The 21209-nt window shown below is 64.6% G+C and carries 25 protein-coding genes; 17 read left to right on the forward strand and 8 right to left on the reverse strand.

Features of this window, described 5'->3' with window-relative positions:
* Positions 1-13: 13 nt before the first annotated feature.
* From ACTJK4_RS01080 to ACTJK4_RS01105, 6 genes are all read left to right on the forward strand, one after another.
* The gene (locus ACTJK4_RS01080) at positions 14-529 is read left to right on the forward strand and encodes a phage tail protein (protein WP_260780463.1); all 516 of its coding nucleotides are present in this window, start codon (positions 14-16) and stop codon (positions 527-529) included.
* Positions 530-608: 79 nt separating this feature from the next.
* Positions 609-911 carry a DUF6916 family protein gene (locus ACTJK4_RS01085; RefSeq protein WP_440815407.1) on the forward strand — a complete coding sequence of 101 codons (303 nt, stop codon included), beginning with the start codon at positions 609-611 and terminating at the stop codon, positions 909-911.
* Positions 912-920: 9 nt separating this feature from the next.
* A complete protein-coding gene (locus ACTJK4_RS01090) occupies positions 921-1430 on the forward strand; it encodes a GNAT family N-acetyltransferase (protein WP_260803677.1) in 510 nt (169 codons plus the stop codon).
* An 80-nt stretch (positions 1431-1510) separates the two neighbouring features.
* Positions 1511-3172 (forward strand): acyl-CoA dehydrogenase family protein, encoded by a 1662-nt coding sequence (locus ACTJK4_RS01095; RefSeq protein ID WP_440815410.1) that lies wholly within the window; start codon positions 1511-1513, stop codon positions 3170-3172.
* A 124-nt stretch (positions 3173-3296) separates the two neighbouring features.
* The gene (locus ACTJK4_RS01100) at positions 3297-4184 is read left to right on the forward strand and encodes an amino acid ABC transporter substrate-binding protein (protein WP_433865867.1); all 888 of its coding nucleotides are present in this window, start codon (positions 3297-3299) and stop codon (positions 4182-4184) included.
* A gap of 255 nt (positions 4185-4439) precedes the next feature.
* Entirely contained in the window at positions 4440-5348 is a 909-nt protein-coding gene (locus tag ACTJK4_RS01105; protein ID WP_440815414.1) for an amino acid ABC transporter substrate-binding protein, read from the forward strand.
* Positions 5349-5651: 303 nt separating this feature from the next.
* Here ACTJK4_RS01105 and ACTJK4_RS01110 read toward each other — a convergent pair whose 3' ends face one another.
* Entirely contained in the window at positions 5652-7382 is a 1731-nt protein-coding gene (locus ACTJK4_RS01110) for a GMC family oxidoreductase (protein ID WP_440815417.1), read from the reverse strand.
* Positions 7383-7734: 352 nt separating this feature from the next.
* Here ACTJK4_RS01110 and ACTJK4_RS01115 point away from each other — a divergent pair, with 352 nt between their 5' ends.
* The gene (locus ACTJK4_RS01115; protein ID WP_440815420.1) at positions 7735-8619 is read left to right on the forward strand and encodes a LysR family transcriptional regulator; all 885 of its coding nucleotides are present in this window, start codon (positions 7735-7737) and stop codon (positions 8617-8619) included.
* Positions 8620-8633: 14 nt separating this feature from the next.
* Here the strand turns inward: ACTJK4_RS01115 and ACTJK4_RS01120 are convergent, their stop codons facing one another.
* On the reverse strand, positions 8634-9290 hold the full coding sequence (locus ACTJK4_RS01120; RefSeq protein ID WP_440815423.1) for a VOC family protein: 657 nt from the start codon (positions 9288-9290) through the stop codon (positions 8634-8636).
* 117 nt (positions 9291-9407) lie between these two features.
* Positions 9408-9692, reverse strand: coding sequence for a hypothetical protein (locus ACTJK4_RS01125; protein ID WP_260803671.1), 285 nt, complete (start codon positions 9690-9692; stop codon positions 9408-9410).
* 497 nt (positions 9693-10189) lie between these two features.
* Here ACTJK4_RS01125 and ACTJK4_RS01130 point away from each other — a divergent pair, with 497 nt between their 5' ends.
* From ACTJK4_RS01130 to ACTJK4_RS01140, 3 genes are read left to right on the forward strand one after another with little or no spacing between them, the layout of a single operon-like run.
* Positions 10190-10759 (forward strand): PAAR domain-containing protein, encoded by a 570-nt coding sequence (locus ACTJK4_RS01130; RefSeq protein ID WP_440815425.1) that lies wholly within the window; start codon positions 10190-10192, stop codon positions 10757-10759.
* Entirely contained in the window at positions 10756-11406 is a 651-nt protein-coding gene (locus tag ACTJK4_RS01135; protein WP_343619515.1) for a type VI secretion system amidase effector protein Tae4, read from the forward strand. Before ACTJK4_RS01130 ends, ACTJK4_RS01135 begins: the two co-directional genes overlap by 4 nt.
* Entirely contained in the window at positions 11403-12038 is a 636-nt protein-coding gene (locus ACTJK4_RS01140) for a hypothetical protein (RefSeq protein WP_440815429.1), read from the forward strand. The genes ACTJK4_RS01135 and ACTJK4_RS01140 overlap by 4 nt, the downstream gene beginning before the upstream one ends.
* An 85-nt stretch (positions 12039-12123) precedes the next feature.
* On the opposite strand, the gene ACTJK4_RS01145 is transcribed toward ACTJK4_RS01140, so the two are convergent.
* Together ACTJK4_RS01145 and ACTJK4_RS01150 are read right to left on the reverse strand one after the other, a co-directional pair.
* Positions 12124-12345 carry a hypothetical protein gene (locus ACTJK4_RS01145; protein WP_316870429.1) on the reverse strand — a complete coding sequence of 74 codons (222 nt, stop codon included), beginning with the start codon at positions 12343-12345 and terminating at the stop codon, positions 12124-12126.
* A gap of 109 nt (positions 12346-12454) precedes the next feature.
* Positions 12455-12898, reverse strand: coding sequence for an acyl-CoA thioesterase (locus ACTJK4_RS01150; protein WP_440815432.1), 444 nt, complete (start codon positions 12896-12898; stop codon positions 12455-12457).
* Positions 12899-13082: 184 nt separating this feature from the next.
* Here ACTJK4_RS01150 and ACTJK4_RS01155 point away from each other — a divergent pair, with 184 nt between their 5' ends.
* The 5 genes from ACTJK4_RS01155 to ACTJK4_RS01175 all read left to right on the forward strand — a co-directional run bounded on the left by ACTJK4_RS01155 (position 13083) and on the right by ACTJK4_RS01175 (position 16883).
* Positions 13083-13517, forward strand: coding sequence for a universal stress protein (locus ACTJK4_RS01155; protein ID WP_260803669.1), 435 nt, complete (start codon positions 13083-13085; stop codon positions 13515-13517).
* Between the two features lie 106 nt (positions 13518-13623).
* A complete protein-coding gene (locus ACTJK4_RS01160; RefSeq protein WP_440815435.1) occupies positions 13624-14013 on the forward strand; it encodes a hypothetical protein in 390 nt (129 codons plus the stop codon).
* A gap of 87 nt (positions 14014-14100) precedes the next feature.
* Complete coding sequence (locus ACTJK4_RS01165) at positions 14101-14883, forward strand: COG4705 family protein (RefSeq protein ID WP_440815437.1); 783 nt, start codon at positions 14101-14103, stop codon at positions 14881-14883.
* A gap of 18 nt (positions 14884-14901) precedes the next feature.
* On the forward strand, positions 14902-15567 hold the full coding sequence (locus tag ACTJK4_RS01170; RefSeq protein WP_440815440.1) for a response regulator: 666 nt from the start codon (positions 14902-14904) through the stop codon (positions 15565-15567).
* Positions 15543-16883, forward strand: coding sequence for an ATP-binding protein (locus ACTJK4_RS01175; protein WP_440815443.1), 1341 nt, complete (start codon positions 15543-15545; stop codon positions 16881-16883). Before ACTJK4_RS01170 ends, ACTJK4_RS01175 begins: the two co-directional genes overlap by 25 nt.
* A gap of 24 nt (positions 16884-16907) precedes the next feature.
* On the opposite strand, the gene ACTJK4_RS01180 is transcribed toward ACTJK4_RS01175, so the two are convergent.
* Positions 16908-17771, reverse strand: coding sequence for a DMT family transporter (locus ACTJK4_RS01180; RefSeq protein WP_440815444.1), 864 nt, complete (start codon positions 17769-17771; stop codon positions 16908-16910).
* 370 nt (positions 17772-18141) lie between these two features.
* Positions 18142-18414 (reverse strand): metal/formaldehyde-sensitive transcriptional repressor, encoded by a 273-nt coding sequence (locus ACTJK4_RS01185; RefSeq protein WP_092973887.1) that lies wholly within the window; start codon positions 18412-18414, stop codon positions 18142-18144.
* 99 nt (positions 18415-18513) lie between these two features.
* Here ACTJK4_RS01185 and ACTJK4_RS01190 point away from each other — a divergent pair, with 99 nt between their 5' ends.
* Together ACTJK4_RS01190 and ACTJK4_RS01195 are read left to right on the forward strand one after the other, a co-directional pair.
* On the forward strand, positions 18514-19653 hold the full coding sequence (locus ACTJK4_RS01190) for a nickel/cobalt efflux protein RcnA (protein WP_440815447.1): 1140 nt from the start codon (positions 18514-18516) through the stop codon (positions 19651-19653).
* Between the two features lie 212 nt (positions 19654-19865).
* On the forward strand, positions 19866-20174 hold the full coding sequence (locus ACTJK4_RS01195) for a hypothetical protein (RefSeq protein WP_316870437.1): 309 nt from the start codon (positions 19866-19868) through the stop codon (positions 20172-20174).
* Positions 20175-20227: 53 nt separating this feature from the next.
* Here the strand turns inward: ACTJK4_RS01195 and ACTJK4_RS01200 are convergent, their stop codons facing one another.
* Positions 20228-21124, reverse strand: a complete 897-nt coding sequence (locus tag ACTJK4_RS01200; RefSeq protein WP_440815450.1) for a LysR family transcriptional regulator — start codon at positions 21122-21124, stop codon at positions 20228-20230.
* Positions 21125-21209: the final 85 nt, after the last annotated feature.

Here is a 21209-nt window from a genome sequence, read left to right on the forward strand (position 1 = left end):
AAAGGGAGATCACATGTCTGATCAATTCGTTGGCGAAATCCGCATCTTCGGTTTCAGTTTCGCCCCGGTGGACTGGGCCGCCTGCGACGGCGCAATCATGCCCATCTCTCAGAACACTGAACTGTTCTCGATCCTGGGCGTCAACTACGGCGGCAACGGCACATCCACCTTCGGGCTGCCCGATTTGCGGGCGCGCGCAGTGATGGGGCCCGTCAACGGGGCGCTGGGCGATCCGCAAGGCGCATCCACTATCACGCTGACAACGGCGGAAATGCCGTCGCACTCGCACACCGCTTATGGTGACAACGCGCGTCCTGCGTCGACTACGGCGGGCGGCCGCCTGGCCTCACGCTTCATGGTTCCGAACAACCAGGCCTTCGTTCCCGCGACCCCAACCCCAGCGCTCACGACACTGTCGCCGCAAGCAGTGGGCATCGGCGGTGACAACCAGCCGCACGAGAACATGCAGCCATACCTGACAAGCAATTACTGCATCGCCCTGCAAGGCGCGTGGCCGACGCACCCTTAATTCAGTCTGTCGAAGCGGGCCGGGCTTGCATGTCACGCCGGCCCGACCTCACCTTGGATCTTCCAGATTCCCCGCATCCATGACCATTTCCGCTGAGCTATTCCAACCGCACGTTGGCACCGCGTTCTCCGTGACGACAGAGCCAGGCCAAGCGCCTGACCTGCCATTCACGCTGCGCCTGGACGAAGTCGCGATATCCCGTTTTGCGCGCCCAGGCCAGAAGGCGTTCTCCCTGTTGTTCGAGGGCGATGCCTCGTTCACGTTGCAACAGGGCACGTACTTCCTGCAGCACGACACGCTTGCAGAGCAGCCGATGTTCCTGGTCCCGATCGCCCGCACCGCGGAAGGCTTCCGCTACCAAGCCTGCTTCAACCTTGCTTGAGACACCGGTATGCCCACCTTCCGCATCGAGCGCAATGGCACCACGCTGCGCCCCCTGACCGACGCAGACCAGCCCTTCCTCCTGCACCTCTACGGCACCACCCGCGAGGCCGAACTGCAGGCGACCGGCTGGACTGATGAACAGAAAGCGCAGTTCGTGCGGATGCAGTTCGATGCACAGCAACGCGCCTACTTTGCGTACCCCGAGGCGGAATTTTTCGTGATCGAACAGGAGGGCGTGCCTGCCGGGCGGATCTACCTGCAGCACCGGCAGGAAGCCCTGCTCATCATCGATATCTCGCTGGTGCCGGAGCAGTGCGGTTCGGGGATCGGCAGCGCGGTGCTTTCAGCTGTATTTGCGCAGGCCCGCGCTTCAGGAAAACGCGTGCAGATCCATGTGGAGCGCTTCAACCCCGCTCAGCGTCTGTATCAGCGAATGGGGTTTCGACTGGTGGAGGACAAGGGCGTGTATCTGTTCCTCGAGTGGGATGGGGCCGCCATGCAAGCGGCAACCGTATAGAAATCCCTCTCCACCCACCTCCACCGCCGGTGGTCTACCATGGCCCACACAACCAAAAGCACCACGCCAGGAGACCCCAAATGCCCACCGAGGCCACCCACCGCGTCTTCAACCAGGTCCCGGACCTGACCGGCTTCAACCCCTTCACGTCCGACACCACGCTGCAAAGCGCACTCGAACGCCTGGGTGGCGGCTGGAACGCCAGCGCGCTGCAAGCCTTCGGTGACCAGCTCGGCGCGCCCGAGACGCTGCAGTGGGCCACAGAGGCCAACACCTACCACCCCGAACTCCACACGCACAGCCGCACCGGCGAGCGCATCGACGCCATCCGCTTCGACCCCGCGTGGCACGCGCTGCTCGGGCTGATGCGCAGCCAGGGGCTGCAGGCGCTGCCCTTCGCCGAGCCGCGCGCCGGTGCATGGGCCGCGCGCACCGCCGGTTACTTCATGCAGGCGCAGATCGAATCCGGCACGCTGTGCCCGGCGACGATGACGTTCGCGAGCATCCCCGTTCTACAAAAAGAGACGGCGCTGTTTGCCGACCTCGGGCCGCGTCTCTACGCCCGCGAACACGACGCACGCGATCTGCCATGGCGCCAGAAGACCGCCATCCTCGTCGGCATGGGCATGACCGAAAAGCAGGGCGGCTCCGATGTACGCAGCAACACCACGGTCGCCACGCCCTTGCGCGGCGAAGGCCGTGGCGCCACATACGCCATCACCGGCCACAAGTGGTTTTTCTCCGCGCCGATGTGCGATGCGCACCTGGTGGTTGCGCGCATGGGCGCGGAAGACGGCCCGCTGTCGTGCTTCTTCGTCCCGCGCTTTCGGGACGATGGCAGCAAGAATCCGATCCAGATCCAGCGCCTGAAAGACAAGCTCGGCAACCGCTCCAACGCCAGCAGCGAGGTGGAGTTTCGCGGCGCGGAGGGCATCCTCATTGGCGAGGAAGGGCGCGGCATTCCGACCATCATCGAGATGGCGACGCACACGCGGCTCGATTGCGTGATCGGCAGCGCGGCCATCCTGCGCCACGCGCTGATGCAGGCGCTGCACCACGCGCGCCACCGCATGGCCTTCGGCCGTCTGCTGGCCGACCAACCGCTGATGCGCAATGTGCTGGCCGATCTGGCCCTGGAATCGCAAGCCGCAACCTTGCTGATGATGGAACTCGGCAACGCGTTCGAGCGCGCCGATGTCGATCCGCTGGCCGCGGCGTGGAAGCGCATCGTCACGCCTGCCGCCAAGTTCTGGGTCTGCAAGCGCGCTATTGAGGCGACCGGCGAGGCGATGGAAGTCTGGGGCGGCAACGGCTACGTGGAAGAAGGCCCGATGGCGCGCCTGTACCGCGAGGCCCCGGTCAACTCCATCTGGGAAGGCTCGGGCAACGTGATGTGCCTGGACGTGCTGCGCGCCATCGCCCGCACGCCGGACGATGCGCTGCGCCTGGTGCACGACATTGGCGAGCGCGCGCAGGGCCATCGTGCCGTGCGCGCGGAACTGGCGGCGCTGCAGGCGATGCTGCATCAGCCGGGTGACATCCAGGAAACCTCAGCACGCCGCATCGCGCAGGGGCTGGCGCTCACCGCACAGGCCGCGCTGATGGTCGCCCATGCCCACCCCGACGACGCCGAGCGTTTCATCGCCAGCCGCTTCCATCATCAGCATGGCCGGGTGTTCGGCACGCTCGATGGGCACGCGCAGGAGCTGGGTGCGGTGCTGCAGCGCGCGTGGCCTGTATGAAGATTCTGTGAAGAGGAACGCGGGAAGGCCGGCGTGAAAGCGGGATGAAAGATCACCTCGCCTAGGGTAGGGGAGCCGCGCGAGCGCGCCGGCACCAGAAAAATACCCAGACAGGAGACATTCCGTGCCGCACCCGACCCGCGCATTGCTCGCGGCCGGCCTGGCGTTGTGCGCTTTCCAGGCGTTGGCTGCATCCCCCGTGCTTGACCGCATCCGCGATACCGGTACCGTCCGGCTCGCATATCGCGAGAACTCCGTACCGTTCTCCTATGTCGATGGCGGCAAGCCGGTGGGGTATTCGATCGACCTCTGCGCGCGGCTGGTCGACGCGATCAAGGTGGCGGTCAAGCGGCCCGATCTGAAGGTGCAATACGTGGCCGTGACACCCGCCACGCGCATCGCAGCCATTGCCGAGGGCCGCGCAGACCTCGAATGCGGATCGACCAACAACACGCGCGAGCGGCGCGAGAAGGTAGCGTTCACTATTCCGCATTACATTGCCAGCAGCCGCATGCTGGTGAAGACCAGTTCGGGCATCCACCGCTGGGAAGACCTCAACAACAAGACGGTGGTGTCCACGCGCGGCAGCACGAACGGCGGGCAGATCCGCGCGATGGCCGATGCGCGCGTGCTCAAGGTCAACGTGGTGGAGGCACGCGACCACGCCGAAGCCTTCGGCATGGTGGCGGCCGGCCGCGCCGATGCGTTTGCGATGGACGACGTGCTGCTCTATGGCTTCCGGGCGACGTCGCCCAACCCGGCGGACTACGTGGTCGTCGGCAGCAACCTGGCTGTGGCGCCATACGCGATCATGCTCGGCAAGGACGATGCCGAGTTCAAGAAGGTGATCGACCTGGCGATGTCACGCACGATCCTCGATGGCGAGGCGGAAAAGCTCTACAAGAAGTGGTTCCAGCAGCCGATTCCGCCAAATGGCGTAAAGCTGGAAATCCCGATGAGCTTCCTGCTGCGCGATTCGTTCAAGTTCCCGACCGACAAGGTGGCGGATTAGCGCAACGCTCGCCAACCATGCACCGAGAAGGTGCTTGAGGGTATACCCGCAGTCAGCGCATAATGCGCGCCCATGGCGGCGCGTGACATTGCTTCACGTTTGGCATTCCCGGGGGGAGTGACGGCGCGCCCCAGCCAATGCTGCGCAGCCGGGCGGATGTCGCCCGGCAATCGATTGCGCGCACGGCCGCGTCGATAGGGCCCCGATGCGGCCGGCTGGCCATTAGAAGCCCGAACCTCTCCTAGGACTTTGACGATGCCGTTCTTTGCGCGCACGTGGCTGCTGGCCGCGCTTGCCGTTCCCGCTGCTGTTTCCGCCGCCTTCTTCCCATCCAACGCCGTTGCCGCCACCCCGACGCTCGATCGCATCCGCGATTCGGGCACGGTGCACGTAGCCTATCGGGAAGACTCGATTCCGTTTTCGTACCTCGATGGCAGCAAGCCGGTCGGCTACACGATCGACATCTGCTCCCGCCTGATCGATTCGATCAAGACCTCGCTCAAGCGCCCGGACCTGAAGGTGCAGTACGTGCCGGTGACAGCCGCCACACGCATGGACGTGGTCGCCTCGGGCAAGGCCGACCTGGAATGCGGCTCGACCAACAACTCGCGCGAGCGCCGTGAGAAGGTCGCCTTCACCATTCCGCACTACATCACCAAGGGCCGCATGCTGGTGAAGGCCAGCTCGCCGATCCAGCAATGGGAAGACCTGAACGGCAAGACGGTGGTGGCCGCGCGCGGCTCGACCAACGCCGACCTCGCACGCAAGCTCAACGAGACAGGCATGACGATGCACGTGGTGGATGCCAACGACCTGCGCAGCGCGTTTGCAATGCTGGCCGACGGCCGCGCCAACGCGTTTGCCGGTGACGACATTCTGCTTTCGGGCATGCGCGCCACGGCCAAGAACCCGGCTGACTACCGCCTGGCGGGCAAGACGCAGCTGGTGTCGTCGTACGCGATCATGCTGAGCAAGCAGGACCCGGAGTTCAAGAAGCTGATCGACCAGTCGATGACGCGGCTGATTGTCGATGGCGAGGTGCCGAAGCTGTACAAGAAGTGGTTTCAGCAGTCGATTCCGCCGAATGGGGTGAATCTGGACGTGCCGATGAGTTATTTGCTTCGGGATTCGTTTAATACGCCTACGGATAGTGCTGGGAACTGATGTCTGATTTGCTTCGGGGTGCTCGTTGATGTTGTTGGGGCATCCCTGGTTTCATCCCCTGCCGGGGCTGACTCACTTTCTTTGTCTTGCCAAAGAAAGTAAGCAAAGAAAAGCGCGCCCGAGATGGCGACTTCCCCTTGAATTTATGTGACCGTGCGGGGAAGGAGGCAAACTCGCTGCGCTCAGACAGGCCTCCTTCCTTTTTCCGCTCGCTCACACAAATTCAAGGCGCCATCTAGGGCAGTTACGTCAAAGGCCACACCGTTGGTGTGCGTGCGTTGGCGCCCAGATGTGTCTTGTTGCTCAGTGCACCTCGGCCGGCGCTGCCTGCGCCGGGATGCTGCTCACCACGTTCAGCGTCGGGCGTCCGCCTTGGCGCATGAGGTCGGCGGCGCGCTCGGCGATCATGATGATGGGGGCGTTGGTGTTGCCGCCGATGAGCGTCGGCATGACCGAGCCGTCGATCACGCGCAGGCCTGTCAGGCCGCGCACGCGCAGTTCGGGGTCGACCACGGCCATGCCATCGTCGGCGCTGCCCATCTTGCAGGTGCCGACGGGGTGGTAGATGGTGTCGGCGTGCTGGCGGATGAGGGCGCGCACGGCTTCGTCGTCGGAGCCGTCGCCGCGGATGTTTCCGGAATACAGCTCGCGCCCGCCCAGGTCGGCGAGCGGGCGCTGCGCGAAGATGCTCTTCACGGCGCGGAAGCCGGCGAGCATGCCGGCCATGTCGTCGGGGTCGGAGAGGAACTTCGGGTCGATCAGCGGTGCCTCGCGCGTGTCGGCGGAGGCCAGGCGCACTTCGCCGCGGCTCTTCGGGCGCAGCACGCACACGTGGCAGGAATAGCCGTGGCCGTAGTTGAACGTGCGGTTGTGGTTGTCGGCCATGGCCACCACGAAGTGCAGTTGCAAATCGGGATCGGCCAGTTCGGGCCGGCTCTTGATGAAGCCGCCGGCTTCGGCAAAGTTTGTGGCCAGCATGCCGCGACGCTCGCGCCGGTAGCGCAGGATCTCGCCCAGCATGTGGGCGCTGCCGCGCGCGGAATAGCCGATCAAATCCAGGTTGAAGACTTTCTTGTGCAGGATGATGTCGAGGTGATCCTGCAGGTTCTGGCCGACGCCGGGCAGGTCGTGGATGACGGGAATGCCGAGCGAGCGCAGATGCTCCGCCGGGCCCACGCCCGAGGCCATCAGCAACTGCGGCGAGCCGAACGCACCCGATGAGACGATCACCTCGCGGCGCGCGCGCAGCGTTTCAGTGCGGCCTGCACGTTCCACCATCACACCCGCCGCGCGCTTGCCTTCAAAGACGATGCGCAGCGCCTGCGTGTCGGGCATCACCGTGAGTTGCCGGCGGTTGCGGCTGAGCGTGGCATCGGCCTTGTCGCCGCCATGCAGGTAGGCGCGCGCGGCGTTCCAGCGCTCGCCGTTGTATTGCGTGACCTGGTATGGGCCGACGCCCTCCTGGTCGGGGCCGTTGAAATCGTTGTTGCGGCGGTAGCCTGCGGCCACGCCGGCATCGACAAAGCGTTGTGCGATGGGGTTGCCGGTGCGCAGGTCGCTCACGTGCAGCGGGCCGGTGCCGCCGTGCAGCGCGTCGTCGTCGCGGCCGGCAAAGCGTTCGTTGCCTTCGGAGCGCTTGAAGTAGGGCAGCACGTCGTTCCAGCTCCAGCCGGTGCAGCCGAGCGCCGCCCAGTGGTTGTAGTCGCTGGGCGTGCCGCGGATGTAGATCATCGCGTTGAGCGACGAACTGCCGCCCAGCCCGCGCCCGCGCGGCTGATAACCCTGGCGGCCGCCCAGCCCCGCTTGCGGCACGGTTTGGAACCCATAGTTGCGCTTGTTCTTGAACGGCAGCGACGCCGCGCAACCGGCCGGCACCCATACCGAGAGGTGATGGTCGTGCGGCCCGGCCTCGAGCAGCGCGACGGTCACGTCCGGGTCTTCGGTCAGCCGGCTGGCAAGCGCACAACCGGCTGAGCCTGCGCCGACGATGACGTAGTCGAAGGTGAGCGCGGATGTCTGCGATTCGGTGGCCATGGGTGTCTCCGGATGGTTTTCTAATGGGCGAGCGACGCCGCCGGCTTATTGCCGGTCACGAGTTCACATCCTAGGCGCGCCGGGTTGTTTCAAACGACCGGGCTTACCCGCATTAGAGGCATCGTTCGATGGCATGCAGCAAACCCGCACGCTGCGGCTGGCAGAGCGTTGCTTTGGTGGCGCTTGCGGCATGCCGCAACGCAGCAATTCCGCACTGGCACACGGTTGCGCGCGGCCCTGACAGGAGGCATGCCGCCCACGGCGGGTTGCCGATCGGGCCGCCCAGTACGCTCGCAAGCCATTAGCAACGATGCGGTTTTTTCGCCAAGGCATTAGCTTCTAGAATGCAGCGATGGCCAAGAACCTCGACATCACCCTCGTCCGCACCTTCATTGCCGTGGCCGAAAACGCCAGCATGACGGTGGCCGCCAACGCGCTGCACCTCACGCAGGGCGCCATCAGCCAGCAGATCAAGCGGCTCGAAGACGCCTTCGAATGCCGCCTGTTCGAGCGCGACGGCCGGCGGCTGGAACTCACCCACGCCGGTGAACGGTTCCTCGGCCGCGCCAAACGCCTGCTCGCTCTCAACGACGAAATCTGGGCCGACATGGCCGCGCGCCCGCTGCAGGGGCCGGTGCGCCTGGGCGTGCCTTACGACCTGGTCGGCACCGTTTTCCCGCCGATCTTCAGGGCGTTTACCGAAGCGTGGCCGTCGGTGGAGTTGACCATCGTCTGCGGCACCTCGCCCGAGCTTGCGGAGCGCATTGCGCGCGGCGAGCTGGACGTCGCCGTGGTCGAGGCGCCGGTGGATGAAGCCACGGGCGAATGCCTGTGCGTGGAGCGTCTGGTGTGGGTCGGCCCGCGCGGCGGCAACGTGCATGCGAAGCGGCCGCTACCGCTGTCGATGGTGGACGAGAGCTGCGCCTTCCGCGCCCGCGTGCTCAAGGCGCTGGGCGAGCACGGCATCGAATGGCGCACGGTGTTCGAGAGCGGCAACATCGAAGCGACCACCGCCACGGTGCGCACGGGGCTGGCCGTCACGGCATGGCTGACGCCAACGGTGCCGGCGGACCTCGACATCCTCGGGCCCGAAGCCGGCCTGCCGGAGCTGCCGATGTTTGCGATCAGCCTGCTGCTGCCTGCGCAAGGCGCGAGTGCGGCGGCGCTGGCGTTGGCGCAGTGCGTGCGCGACGGGTTCTCGACGCGGCAGCGGGTGGGGGAGCGGCGCGCCGCCTAACCCTGGGCCGGCAGTTACAGCCCGCCGCCTTCGATCTGCACGCGCCCATTCGGCGTATCGAGCACGAGCGTCAATCCCGGCCGTGCCGCATCGGTCAATGCGACAGATCGGTTCTCCGCTCCTGCAGCGTCCCAGCCGAGCTGATGAAGCTTCTCGCGAATGGCCGTCACCTCCGGATGCGCGAGTTGGAATTGGTGCAGGCGCAGCCCGACGTCCTGCATCCGGTCGACCGGGCTTTGGCCGCCGGCCCAGTCGATGAGTGCGGGCCAGCATCCGCCCGCTTCTGCTTCACCGTCCTTGCGGTGGAAGAAGTGCCATCGCAAATCGCCGCGCGTCACTTCAAGCAATGCGTGCTGCGGTGATTCGCTCGCGTTGCGCGCCAGATCGGGAACGCTGGCGACCCATCCGAACAACCGGGGTACCTCTTCCAATGTGCCTTCCCGCATCAGGCGGTCCAGCGCAAACCAGCGCGTCCTGTTTGGCGGCGGGGCTTCCGGGTCGATGGCGATGAACTCCAGAAAGACGCCCGGCGCGATCCGCGTGACGAGGTTGTGCGTGCCCATCAGGGGATGCTTGCCGCCCGCAGGCAGTTCCACGCCAAACAACTGCGAGGCATACGCCTGCGCCTGCTCAAGCGATTGCGCGACGAAGGCAATGTGATCGAGCTTCAAGATGGCTCCCGCTGTGTCCGTCACAAATGTGAGGGCCCAGCATGCCACAGCGCCTCGCACGTTGTTGCAGCGTGGTGCCGGCATCCCCGCCCGTCTCGGGGATGGGTCTGGCTGTTGTTATGCGGCGGTGACCTGCCGTCGCTCGATGGCGGCTAACACCTCCCACGTGCGCGGGTCTACGTCGCTCCCCCCGAGCGACATCGACAGATACGCGTCGATGGCATCGATAAAGCCTTTCACAAATGCTGGTGGATACGCGTGTTCCGAGAAGTACGTGAGCTGCTCGCGCAGCCTGCCGGGCCGACAATGACCGGCGTCGTGCATGACGCTGCGCGTGCGGCACAAGAAAGCGCGCGCCGAGACTGCACCGTCGAGGTAGAGGCGGTTCTTGGTCAGCGACATGCGGCACCTCCCGGTTGCGTGGGAAGCCTGCAGCGCCAAGGCGGCGGGGAAGGGTAAGACGCGGGGCGATGCCCGCGGAGTGCGGTAGCCATGTGGCCTCCTGTGGTGATTGCAGGAGACCCGCCATTCGCTGCGAACGAGGGTGGCGGGCCTGACGACAGGGTTCGCAGACCGGCCACCACAGGAAACCGGCAGACCCGAAGGTCTCCCTGCCCGGCCCGCCGTAAAAAGCATAGGCGTGCGCAAGCACCGGACATAAAAACGCCGCGCGAAAGGCGGCTGTCCGTCTGTGGTGAGCGTGAACGGGCTGCGAAACCCGATCACCGTTGGTGCGGTGACGGTGGGGATTATAGCGATCGAACAAGCCCATCCCATTCGTAATATTTCGCCAAATCCTGCTTGGCGCTCGATCTGCCCAAGACAATCCGAAGCGGTAAATCGGAGGCAGGTTCTATGCAAAACGAACGGTGGTTGAGCTGCATCGTGGAGGCCACACCATGATGCGAAGAATTGCTGTTGTCGGCGATGCGCTTCAAAACGGCGGAACGGTCCTGCCTTACTCGGGGCCTCCATGCACATTCGGAAGCGCAGATCACCAAGTCGCCCTGATCGCCGGACGAGCGTACTGCGAAGCGTGCAAGAGCGTCGGCACCATTGCAAAGGCTGGCGGCCCGCGCCGGATGAATTTCATGGGCGAGGTTGCCTTGGATGGCGACGAGGTTCTGTGCAAGTGCCCGACTCCGCAACGCATCGTCGCTTTGCTCGCCGGCAACGCCTGGTATGAAGACATGGGCAGCGGGGAACGCGCATCCCATGCCGCCGCCGGCCATCCCCATGCCGCGGTGGCGAGCACGGGAGCCTCAGCCAGTCACGACGAACAGACGCACCTCGTATCGCCGCACTTGGAAGGCTTGCCGTACTACATCGAAACCTCGGACGGCCGTACTTTCTCGGGCCGCACGCCTGCCAATGGTGCGCTACCACGCGTTGTCACACTCGGCGAGGAGGCATACACCGTTTTCTGGGGCGACGAGGCTCTTGCAAAGCAAGCGGGGGAATCGGCATGACGGCAGCACAACGCAAACCGCTCAAACAGAAGGCTCAGGTCAGGACCAATGCAACGCCGGGATCGGTGTGCCGAATAGACGCTCCGGCGGTGACGTTTGCGGACTTGTGGGGCAACTATGTGACCGGCAGCCCCTACAAAGAGAATGGCGAAGTGCCGCCCAACTTCAAGAACCAGTGTGCGATTCGGCTGAGCGTGACCTTGCACAAGGTTGGTATCGAAATGAAATCGTTCACATCTGCCAACGTAACGGTTAAGCCCGGCAGCAAATTCGGGCGAATCCTCATGGATGGAAGGCACACGGCGGTCCTTGCAGACCAGATGGGGTCTTGGTTGAGCAGGCAGCCGTTTTGCGGGCTACGCAAAACCGAGAACATCACGGGCAAAGATTGGGAATCGAAAATCAAAGGTCGAACCGGTATCGTCATGTTCGATAGCTACTGGTCTCGCAGGAGCGATTCTGCAGGCGACGCCAGCGGTGGCCATATAGATCTTTGGAATGGATCGCGGTTGACGATTAGCGGGCCAATTAACTCAATCGCAACCGTCGGCCGAATGTTTGGAATGAACTCGCTCTTCCCTGGATCGTCGCTTGGCTTCTCTGATTTGCGCGACTCGAAGAGAATCTTATTTTGGGAGGTTAAATGAAGCGAGTTCTGACGTCAGTGATTTTTCTGCTCGCCGGGTTCGTAACCGCCACGATCGTCATACGCATTATGACGGCCTTTGACCACAACCCCGGTTGCGGCCTCGATTGTGCAAGCCCTGACCTCGAAGCCGCCTTGCTGGCGGGTCTCGCAACTGTCTTGGCATTCCCAATACTTGGATTTTTCCTCACACGGAGAGGAGACTTTACGGCACGTCGAATGGCCGCGATTTTGGCGACATTGATGACAGTGGTGATTCTTGCCGCTGTTTTCCACTACGGCTTTAATCTACACACACGGTATCTCCGGGCAGAAGCAGCAAGACCCGTACAGCCGGACCTGGATTTCATGTATATGGCGATTGCGACCCGGGATGTTCAAACGTACACCGAACTCAAGAATGGTCAGCGTCTACCTGCCGGCGTGATTTCTCAATGGCAACGTTGTGCAATTGGCGGCGCGTCGTGTAGCAAACGACCCAGGCAAGCACACCTGTTATGCAAAAGCGGAGAGGTTTTCGTCAATGAAGCCGACTGGAAATACTTCTCGCTGATTCCAAAAGAGAATGCCTTTGGAGCGATTCCCCTGAAATCGATGAAGCTATGCGCGCCCGACAATTGGGCTGAACCATAAGGCTTCTGCGGACTCCACCGTTCAATAAAAACAAAAACCCCGCCAACCGGCGGGGTCCCCCAAATCCTTTTGAGCCTGCAAGCAATCAAGCCTGCGGCGCTGCCCCATCTTCCGGAGCGGCCTCGGTGCCTTCGGCCTTGGCTTCGTCCTTCTTTTCGATCATCTCTTCCAGCGCGCCAGCGCCCTTGAAACCGGCGACCGCGGCAACGGCCTTGGTCAGCAGGCCGGCATCCGGATCGACTTTCTCGGCGGCTTCAACGGCGGCGACGGCGCCGGCGATCTTGCCCACTTCATCCAACAGTCCCATGGTCACCTCCGCGTGATTGAACGGGAGAGACATCTTGCTCCCGGCAAGGAGCGCAAGTGCAAGCAAAGTTAAAAATTTTTCGAAGGCGTTCGTTTGCGTACCGTGTGCATCACTCCGCTTCTGCGCCAGCGGGGGTAGCGGTGAGCGCAGCCAGGCGCTGGCGGGCGCTGTCGCTAATGGGGCTCGATTGGCGCGTGGCAACGTCGATCTGCACGATCACCGATTGCGACGTGGCGGCGCATTGGCCGTTCTGGAAGATCGCCTGCTCCAGCTTGACCGAGCTGCGCCCGACGCTCGCCACGCGCGTGCCGATCTGCACGGAGCCCGGCCACAGAATTTCATTGCGGAAATCGAGCACGAGCTGCGCGATGACGAACTCGCAGCCGGGCGCGGCCAACGGGTTGTCTGGCGTGAAGAGCATCTCGACGCGGCCTGTCTCCAGGTACGTGGCGAAGACGGCGTTGTTGATGTGGCCCTGGCGGTCGGTGTCGCCGTAGCGGAGCTTGTCGGTGGACAGCAGCGGGTAATCGGCGAGGGATGGCGTGGTCGTCATGAGGGGCGCGAAGTCTGGGGCAACCTGCGCATTCTGCCTGCCTTCCTGTGCAACCGCTGAGAGCGTGACTGCACCATGGGCCTTCCGTTGACTCGTATCAACGCGCAGTTTTCAGCAGCGCTTACGTTGGAAGCAGACGCCGACCGCGCAAGAGGCGCGGCCGCAGACATGGCAAGGAGGCCACATGAAAACCCTGGTACTGGCGACGGACGGATCGACCTACTCCGATGCGGCAGCGCGATGCATTGCCGACAAGACCCTCTTCGGTAGCGATGTGACGGTGCACGTTGTGCACTGCATGCCGGACCTTTCGGGCGATATCAAGTCGCTCGTCGGCAAGGCAGAGGTTGACGCGTGGTACGCGGAGGAAAGCACCGGCGCCATGGCTTCGGTCTGCGCGATCCTGGGTGCGGCCGGCGTGCCGTTCGAGCGGCACGCGCTGGTGGGTTTTCCACCGGAGCGCATCGTGAAGCACGCACAAAATGCTGGGGCCGCAGCCATCGTCATGGGCTCGCATGGGCGTGGCGTGTTCGTCGAAGCGCTGATGGGCTCCGTGGCGGGCCGGGTGCTTGCCCATGCCGAATGCCCGGTGGTGCTGGTGAAGGCGCCCAAGGCTTGAAGGTGGCGGGGGCGGGCGCGGCGACGTTCCGCAGCGCACGCCCCAACGGCCCGACGCCGCATGGTCTAGGATAAAGGCTTCTTTTCGTCACATCCTTGGGGGACCCATGTCGCATCGCCGCCGTCTTGCGCTTGCCTTTGCTGGCGCCGCGCTCTTTGCCGCCGCCACGCCTTCGTTTGCCTATTTCCGCAATGTGCTGGCCAGCACCATCATCGGCTCGATGAGCCCGACGGAGCTGAAGTCGTTTACCAAGGCCATTGGCGATGTGCTCAAGAGCGCCGCCGACAACACGCCCGCGCAATGGACCGCGCCGGCCAGAGGCAAGCAGGCCGCCGTCGACGCGACCATCACCCCGTTGGAAACCAAGACCGACGCGGGGCAATCGTGCCGCCGCCTGCAGAGCGAACTCACGCGCGGCAGCAGCAAGGAGCAGTGGACGGCATGGCTGTGCAAGCAGCCGAGCGGGGAATGGAAGTTGCGGCAGCTCGCGCAGTAAGGCATCGGCCACCGGGCGGCTATGGGTCGTCTAAGTCTGCCTCGGCAGACTGATGCGGAATCCCCCCCAACTCTCAGGAGGATCCGCATGACCCTCTCCACACCCACACTCAAGCCCGCCGCGTCGCGTAGCAAACTGCCCGAAATCACACTGGCGTTCTGGATCATGAAGATCAGCGCCACCACACTGGGCGAGACGGCGGGCGATCTGCTCTCAATGACGCTCAAGATCGGCTACGCCGCCAGCTCGGTGCTGCTGATCGGCGTCTTTCTCGTCACGCTGGGCGCCCAGTTGCGCAGCAGGACGTATCACCCGCTGCTGTACTGGGCGGTGATCCTCGCCACCAGCACGGCCGGCACCACGCTGTCGGACTTCATGGACCGCACGCTGGGCCTGGGGTATGCCACCGGCGCCGCCATCCTCGCCAGCTTGCTGTGCGCGGTGCTCGTCTACTGGAAGGTGACGCAGAAATCGTTGTCGGTCACGCACGTGCGCAGCAGCGGGCAGGAGTTGCTGTACTGGTGCGCCATCCTCGTGTCCAACACGCTGGGCACGGCGCTGGGCGACTTCCTGGCCGATTCTTCGGGGCTGGGTTTTGCGGGCGGCGCCCTGCTCATTGCCGGGGCGATTGCGCTAATTGCAGCGGCGTATTATCTGACCGGCATTTCACGCGTGGCGCTGTTCTGGATGGCTTTTGTGCTGACCCGGCCCCTGGGTGCCACGGGCGGGGACCTGCTGACCAAACCCGTCAGCGCGGGCGGGCTGAACCTCGGCACGGCGGGTGCATCGGCCGTGCTGCTGGCGATCCTGCTCATCACCATTGCCTTTACGAGTTGGCAGGCGCGGCGTGGTGCGCTGCAATCTGCCTGACCGCTCACCAGACACTGCATGCGAGTGCTCCTCGTTGAAGACGACCCGATGATTGGCGCGGCCGTGGAAGCCGCGCTGCAGGACGCCGCCTACGCGGTCGACTGGGTACGCAACGGCCAGACGGCGCTGGACGTGGCCGCACATCAACACTACGACCTGCTGCTGCTCGATCTCGGCCTGCCGGGAAAGGACGGCCACGCGGTGCTCGGCAGCCTGCGTGCCCGCGACAACCCGGTCCCCGTACTGATCCTGACCGCGCGCGATGCGGTGGATGAGCGCGTACGCGGCCTCGACGGCGGCGCCGATGACTACATCCTCAAGCCCTTCGAGATGGTTGAACTGCTCGCCCGTATGCGCGCCGTCCTGCGCCGCAAGGGCGGGGCAGCGAGCCCCGTGCTCACCAATGGCATGTTGACACTCGACCCCGCCGCGCACGAAGCGCGCATGGGCGATGCCGAACCGGTACGCCTGTCCGCGCGCGAGTTTGCATTGCTGCAGGCGCTCATGCTGCGGCCGGGCGCCATCCTTTCGCGCGCAGAGCTGGAAGAGCGCATTTACGGCTGGGGCCACGAGGTGGCGAGCAACGCGGTCGAATTCCTTATCCACGCGCTGCGCAAAAAGCTCGGCGCGCAGGCCATCAAGAACGTCAGGGGAGTGGGATGGATGGTGCCCAAGGGGCAATGACAGCATCCACATCTGCGGCTGCATCCGTGCAGCGGCGGCTGTCGGTGTGGCTGTCGGTGATCATCGTGGCGGTGGCGGTGCTCGCCGGCGGCTTTGCGTTTGCATCGGCTTTTCGCGAAGCGTATGAATTGCAGGACGATGTCTTGCGCCAGGTCGGGGCAATGTTCGACCCCGCGCATCTGCCCGCCCCCGGCAACCCGGCTGATGCGCCCAAGGTCTCGGACAAAGAGGCGCGCGTGATCGTCCAGGTGTTGCCGCGGGCCGCCGTTGCGCCCGCGGCCAACATGCCCGAGCTGGTCGACGGCATGCAGACCGCGCGCCTGGGCAAGCGCGAGTACCGCGTGTGGGTCCGCACACTTGTCAACGGCCAGCGTATCGCCGTGGCGCAGGAGACCGCCGTGCGAGACGAAACCGCCCGCGACAGCGCGCTGCGCACGTTGATGCCATTCCTGATTCTCGTGCCGATCCTTCTGCTGGCAGTTGCCCACGTGCTGCGCAAGATGTTCGCGCCCATCAAGCGGCTCGCGCATGAGGTGGACCAACGCGACGAGCGCCAACTGCACGCCATCGCCCCCGAAGCCGTACCCGATGAGGTACGCCCGTTCGTGGTGGCGATCAATCGCTTACTCGCGCGCGTGCAGCAGTCCATGGATGCACAGCACCGTTTCGTCGCCGATGCCGCGCACGAGTTGCGCACGCCGCTGTCCGCACTGTCGCTGCAAGCCGAGCGGCTTGGGCAGGCCGCGATGTCGCCCGACGCGCTGGTGCGGCTCGGCACGCTGCGCCAGGGAATCGAACGTAGCCGCGGGCTGCTCGAACAACTTCTGGCCCTGGCACGCGCGCAAGAGGCCACCGATGTGCCTACGGCCACCGTCTCCGTCCAGCGCGTGTTCCGCAGCGTGCTCGAAGACCTCATGCCACTGGCCGACGCCAAGCAGCTCGACGTGGGCGTCACCACTGAAGCCGATGCGCAGGTCCATGCCAACGAACTCGATCTCTTCGTCGTGGTACGCAACCTCGTAGATAACGCCATCCGCTACACGCCGGAAGGCGGACGCATCGACCTGTCGGTGGCCAATGACGCGCACGTCGTGACGATTGCCGTGCAGGACACCGGCCCCGGCATCCCCACCGACGAGCGCACGCGCGTGTTCGACCCGTTCTATCGCGTGCTCGGCAACGAGGTGACAGGCTCGGGGCTCGGGTTATCGATCGTGAGCACGGTGGTGCGGCGACTGGGTGGGGAGGTTGCACTGGGCGAGACCGATGGCGGTGCCGGTGGGCTGCGGGTGACGGTGCGGTTGCCCGCCGCCTGATGGCAATGGCAACCGCACACCGATCTACCGACGCGCCCGGAACGCCACCGCCAACCCCACCAGAATCATCGCCATCCCGGCCATTGCGACGGGGGCCATGCGATGCCCGAACACGAGGTCATCCAGCAGCACCGTGACCACCGGCACGAGGTAGAACAGGCTCGTCACATTGACGAGATTGCCGCGCTGCATGAGCCGGTAAAACAGCAACTGCGCCCCCACTGATATCACCACGCCCATCCACAACAAAGCGGCGATGCCCGGCAGGTTCGGCGTGAATGCCAGTGATTGCACGGGCTGCGCGATGGAAAACCCCACACACAGCACGAGGCTCACTGCGTTCTGCAGCGGCAGCGTATCGATGGGCGACTGGTTCAGCCGCTTCTGGCAGATGGCGCCCACCGTCATGCTGAAGAGCGCGGCCAGCGCATAGCCGAGACCAGCCATCGGCACCTGCTGCGCATCGGCCCCGCCTACCACGAGCGAGAGGCCGCCCAGCGCGAGCGCCAGGCCGGCCATCCGCCGTGCAGACCATATACGCTCGGTTGCCAGCAGCGTGAGCAGCGGCTGCACGCCGAGCACCGTGGCCAGCAGCCCGGGCGTGAGGCCGCGGTCCAGCGCGAGCAGATAGCAGATTGAATAGCCGCCGGTCAGCAATGCACCGGTGCTGGCCACCTTCAGCCGGGAACCCGGCGCCGGCCACCACTGCCCGCGCCGCAGGCCTAGGCCCGCCAGCACCAAAGACGCGAGCGCAAAGCGCCCAACCAGAAACGCGAACGCCGGGACATGCTGCACCCCGATCGCCGCAAAGATTGCGCCGCTGCTCCACAGCAGCACGAATAGAACCGTCGCGCCGGACCCTGCCAGCGCGGCTTGCATGGAACGCATACCACTCACCTGTCGAAAAAAGATGATGTCGGGTTCCGGCGCGCAGGCAAGCGCCTACCTCGGGCATGTGCCCGAGCCTTGTTCAGGTCAACCGGAAACGAAGCGGCTGGAAATCAGCCGAGAGCGGGCGGAGGCGGCGGCGGCTGTGCGCCGATCGCGTCGTAGCCCCAAGACACGACAGGAGGAGGGAAGGGCCCGGGCTGCACGCACACGTCATCCACGCGGGCGCGATGGCCGGCGGCGAGGAGGATGGCGTGAAGTCGAGGCATGAAGACGAAGATTCAGAGAATCAAAGAGTCGGCGAATCAGAATTAGCCGATGGCGTTCGAGCAGCGTATCGGCATCGCACGCATGGCGCAAGGGCGGCGCGCTACTTCAGGTACGACTTGATCACTTGCATCACCGCGTCGAGATCTTCTTGGCGTTGGGCCTCGGCGGGCTCCTTCACCACGTGATCCGTCAGGTGGCCCTCGATGACCGCCGCCATCAGCCCGTTGACGGCCCCGCGAATGGCAGCAATCTGCTGCAGGATGGCCGTGCAATCGCCCTCTTCGGCGAGTTGCTTTTCCAACGCGGCGGCTTGCCCCTGGATACGCCGTACGCGCGCCAGCAGCTTGGCTTTGTCGCGGATGGTATGTGCCATGGAATCGGGTATCGAGGTGGTGTGAATGACGCGGGAGGGTAGCATCACTATACTAGGGGGGAGTATATTTCGCCTACCCGAATTTATCGACTGCCATCCATGACCGCGTTCACCACCCTGCTGCAGCAAGGCAATGCCTGGCTGTTCGTTCCCAGTGCGATCCTGCTGGGTGCGCTTCATGGCCTGGAGCCTGGGCATTCCAAGACGATGATGGCGGCGTTCATCGTCGCCATCCGCGGCACGCTCACACAGGCGGTGTTGCTGGGGCTGTCGGCCACGGTGTCGCACACGGCGGTGGTGTGGGCGGTGGCCATGGCGGGCCTGTACTTCGGCCGCAACTGGAACGCGGAGACCACCGAGCCGTATTTCCAGATGGTGTCGGCCGTGCTGATCGTGGCCGTGGCCGCGTGGATGATGTGGCGCACCTGGCGCAGCACGCACGCGGCGCACGATCACCACCACGACCATCATCACCATGATCACGATCACGCTCACGGCCATGACGATGTCCAGCGCATCGACACCGGCCACGGCATCGTGCAGCTGGCCATCTTCGAAGATGGCGTACCTCCGCGCTTCCGGCTAACGCGGGAAGGCACGCGCGGCACCGCATGGTCGGCCGAGCAGGTGCAGATCGTGACCGAGCGCCCAGACGGCAGTGGGCAGACTTTCCGCTTCGTCCAGCGCGACGGCTTTCTGGAATCGGAGCAATCCATTCCCGAGCCGCACGCCTTTGTGGCGCGCCTGTCGCTCGGCCACGAACACCATCGGCATGACTACGACGTCACGTTCACCGAGCATGACCACGACCATGATCACAGCCATGGCGGGCTGGATGTGTCATCTGCCGAATACCAGGACGCCCACGAACGCGCGCACGCCAACGACATCCGCCGCCGCTTTGCCAACCGTGAAGTGACCACGGGCCAGATCATCGTGTTCGGGCTCACGGGCGGGCTGATTCCGTGTCCGGCGTCGATCACCGTGCTGCTGTTGTGTCTGCAACTCAAGAAGATCACCCTGGGCGCGGCGCTGGTGCTGTGCTTCAGCATCGGGCTGGCCCTCACGCTGGTGGCCTCGGGCGCGCTGGCTGCGCTGAGCGTGAAGCACGTCTCTCGCCGCTGGGGCGGCTTTGGTGAATTTGCGCGCAAGGCGCCGTACCTGTCAGGCGTGCTGATTGCCCTGGTGGGGCTGTATGTGGGGTGGCAAGGCGTGCACGGGCTGATGCAGCTGCCGTAGCAGCGTCCACGCTTTTTTCTGCACCGCTGCATCCACTGCCGCATGGCCTGCGTATCTGCAAGTACAGGCTGGTGCGGCATGTTTTTCGTCGATGCAGTGTCAGGTTTGCATGCGCACCGCGACCAACCTGTGGGATCCGGGCGGCCACGCTCCGCCAGCGATCCGATGGGATGCCGCCTCCGGCGGCACGTTAACCGCTCGAGGAGTTCATCATGCACACCCACCGCATTGCCCTGGCCTTGCTTGCCACGCTTTCCGCTTCTGCCGCGCTGTTCATCGCCCAACCGGCTTCGGCCGCGCAGGCCAAGTACGATCCGTACACGCAAGGCGCCGTCGACAAGACGGACCCGTTCACGCAAGGTGCAGATCGGCAGGCCGATACCTACGGCTATCTGTCGTGGAAGTACGATCGTTTCGACCCGTATGCGCAAGGCGCAGATCGTCAAGCCAGCGCGCATGACGTGCTGGCATGGCGCGGCGATACGAGCTACCCGGGCAGCACGGACGGCGCTCGCGCGTGACGGGCCGGTATGGCGTGAGAGGGACCGTGTAAGCACGGCCCTCCACGCGAGCATCACCTCGCTGATGTTGCCCCGTCGACGATCCGGTCGTACAACGCACGCGCTGCGGGCGACAGGTGCGCAGCCTTGCGCGTGACGAGCACCAGCGTGCGCGACACTTCAGGCTCCACCAGCTCCACCGTACGAATCATCGGGTACGCGTTCTTCTGAATCGCCAGCCGCGGCACCACCGCCGCGCCGAGCCCTTCAGCCACCAAGCCGAGCGCCGTTGAACTGCGCTGCACTTCGTAGAACGAATGCAGCGTCACGCCGCTCGCCTTCAGTGCGCCGTCGAGCAGACTGCGGTTGCCGCTCACCTCGCCGGCAAAGATGAGTGGGTGGGGCTGCAGGGCCTGCCACCGGATGCGCCGCCGCTTCGCGAGCGGGTGATCATCGCGGCAGACGAGGACGTACGGATCGCTCGTCAGCGGCACGCTTACGAGCTCCGGATGCTGGTCGCCCGCGATGCTGATGCCGAACTCGGCTTCACGACGCAGCACGGCTTGCAGCACGGAGGCCGATGCATGGTCGAGAATCTTCACGCGATCATGCGGCCGGTGCTCCGAGAACGCGCGCAGGATGCGCGGCAGATACTGCACGCCCACCGTCGGCACGCAGGCGATGGTGATGTCGCCGCGCTGGCTCAGGCCGGTCTCGCGAATCTCCGTGAGCGCATCGGACAACTCATTGAGCAGCCGGCGCGCCTGCGGCAGAAAGCGCTCGCCGATTTCCGTCAGCTCGGTCCGGCGCGTGGTGCGCTCCACCAGCGCGACACCAAGAAACGCCTCCAGCTTGCGCAGGCGCTGCGTGATGGCGGTCTGCGTCACGTGGAGTGCGTCGGCGGCTTGCGTAAAGCTGCCGCTCTCTGCAATCGCCACAAATGCCTGCACGCCGAGCGTATCAATTTTCATCAACGCTATGAATCAATCTGGAAATTGAATTCATTTTACTGATCGATTGGAAAACCGGACACTTTGCGCATTCTGCACACAACGA

It is taken from the genome of Ralstonia sp. 22111 (assembly GCF_052045895.1).
GTDB classification, from domain to species: Bacteria; Pseudomonadota; Gammaproteobacteria; order Burkholderiales; family Burkholderiaceae; genus Ralstonia; species Ralstonia wenshanensis.

Bases quoted from the DNA above. Each gene is read 5' to 3' on its own strand.
- ACTJK4_RS01080 (WP_260780463.1), top strand. From the start codon at position 14: ATGTCTGATCAATTCGTTGGCGAAATCCGCATCTTCGGTTTCAGTTTC.
- ACTJK4_RS01085 (WP_440815407.1), top strand. From the start codon at position 609: ATGACCATTTCCGCTGAGCTATTCCAACCGCACGTTGGCACCGCGTTC.
- ACTJK4_RS01090 (WP_260803677.1), top strand. From the start codon at position 921: ATGCCCACCTTCCGCATCGAGCGCAATGGCACCACGCTGCGCCCCCTG.
- ACTJK4_RS01095 (WP_440815410.1), top strand. From the start codon at position 1,511: ATGCCCACCGAGGCCACCCACCGCGTCTTCAACCAGGTCCCGGACCTG.
- ACTJK4_RS01105 (WP_440815414.1), top strand. From the start codon at position 4,440: ATGCCGTTCTTTGCGCGCACGTGGCTGCTGGCCGCGCTTGCCGTTCCC.
- ACTJK4_RS01110 (WP_440815417.1), bottom strand. From the start codon at position 7,382: ATGGCCACCGAATCGCAGACATCCGCGCTCACCTTCGACTACGTCATC.
- ACTJK4_RS01115 (WP_440815420.1), top strand. From the start codon at position 7,735: ATGGCCAAGAACCTCGACATCACCCTCGTCCGCACCTTCATTGCCGTG.
- ACTJK4_RS01125 (WP_260803671.1), bottom strand. From the start codon at position 9,692: ATGTCGCTGACCAAGAACCGCCTCTACCTCGACGGTGCAGTCTCGGCG.
- ACTJK4_RS01130 (WP_440815425.1), top strand. From the start codon at position 10,190: ATGATGCGAAGAATTGCTGTTGTCGGCGATGCGCTTCAAAACGGCGGA.
- ACTJK4_RS01135 (WP_343619515.1), top strand. From the start codon at position 10,756: ATGACGGCAGCACAACGCAAACCGCTCAAACAGAAGGCTCAGGTCAGG.
- ACTJK4_RS01140 (WP_440815429.1), top strand. From the start codon at position 11,403: ATGAAGCGAGTTCTGACGTCAGTGATTTTTCTGCTCGCCGGGTTCGTA.
- ACTJK4_RS01145 (WP_316870429.1), bottom strand. From the start codon at position 12,345: ATGGGACTGTTGGATGAAGTGGGCAAGATCGCCGGCGCCGTCGCCGCC.
- ACTJK4_RS01150 (WP_440815432.1), bottom strand. From the start codon at position 12,898: ATGACGACCACGCCATCCCTCGCCGATTACCCGCTGCTGTCCACCGAC.
- ACTJK4_RS01155 (WP_260803669.1), top strand. From the start codon at position 13,083: ATGAAAACCCTGGTACTGGCGACGGACGGATCGACCTACTCCGATGCG.
- ACTJK4_RS01160 (WP_440815435.1), top strand. From the start codon at position 13,624: ATGTCGCATCGCCGCCGTCTTGCGCTTGCCTTTGCTGGCGCCGCGCTC.
- ACTJK4_RS01165 (WP_440815437.1), top strand. From the start codon at position 14,101: ATGACCCTCTCCACACCCACACTCAAGCCCGCCGCGTCGCGTAGCAAA.
- ACTJK4_RS01170 (WP_440815440.1), top strand. From the start codon at position 14,902: ATGCGAGTGCTCCTCGTTGAAGACGACCCGATGATTGGCGCGGCCGTG.
- ACTJK4_RS01175 (WP_440815443.1), top strand. From the start codon at position 15,543: ATGGATGGTGCCCAAGGGGCAATGACAGCATCCACATCTGCGGCTGCA.
- ACTJK4_RS01180 (WP_440815444.1), bottom strand. From the start codon at position 17,771: ATGCGTTCCATGCAAGCCGCGCTGGCAGGGTCCGGCGCGACGGTTCTA.
- ACTJK4_RS01185 (WP_092973887.1), bottom strand. From the start codon at position 18,414: ATGGCACATACCATCCGCGACAAAGCCAAGCTGCTGGCGCGCGTACGG.
- ACTJK4_RS01190 (WP_440815447.1), top strand. From the start codon at position 18,514: ATGACCGCGTTCACCACCCTGCTGCAGCAAGGCAATGCCTGGCTGTTC.
- ACTJK4_RS01195 (WP_316870437.1), top strand. From the start codon at position 19,866: ATGCACACCCACCGCATTGCCCTGGCCTTGCTTGCCACGCTTTCCGCT.
- ACTJK4_RS01200 (WP_440815450.1), bottom strand. From the start codon at position 21,124: ATGAAAATTGATACGCTCGGCGTGCAGGCATTTGTGGCGATTGCAGAG.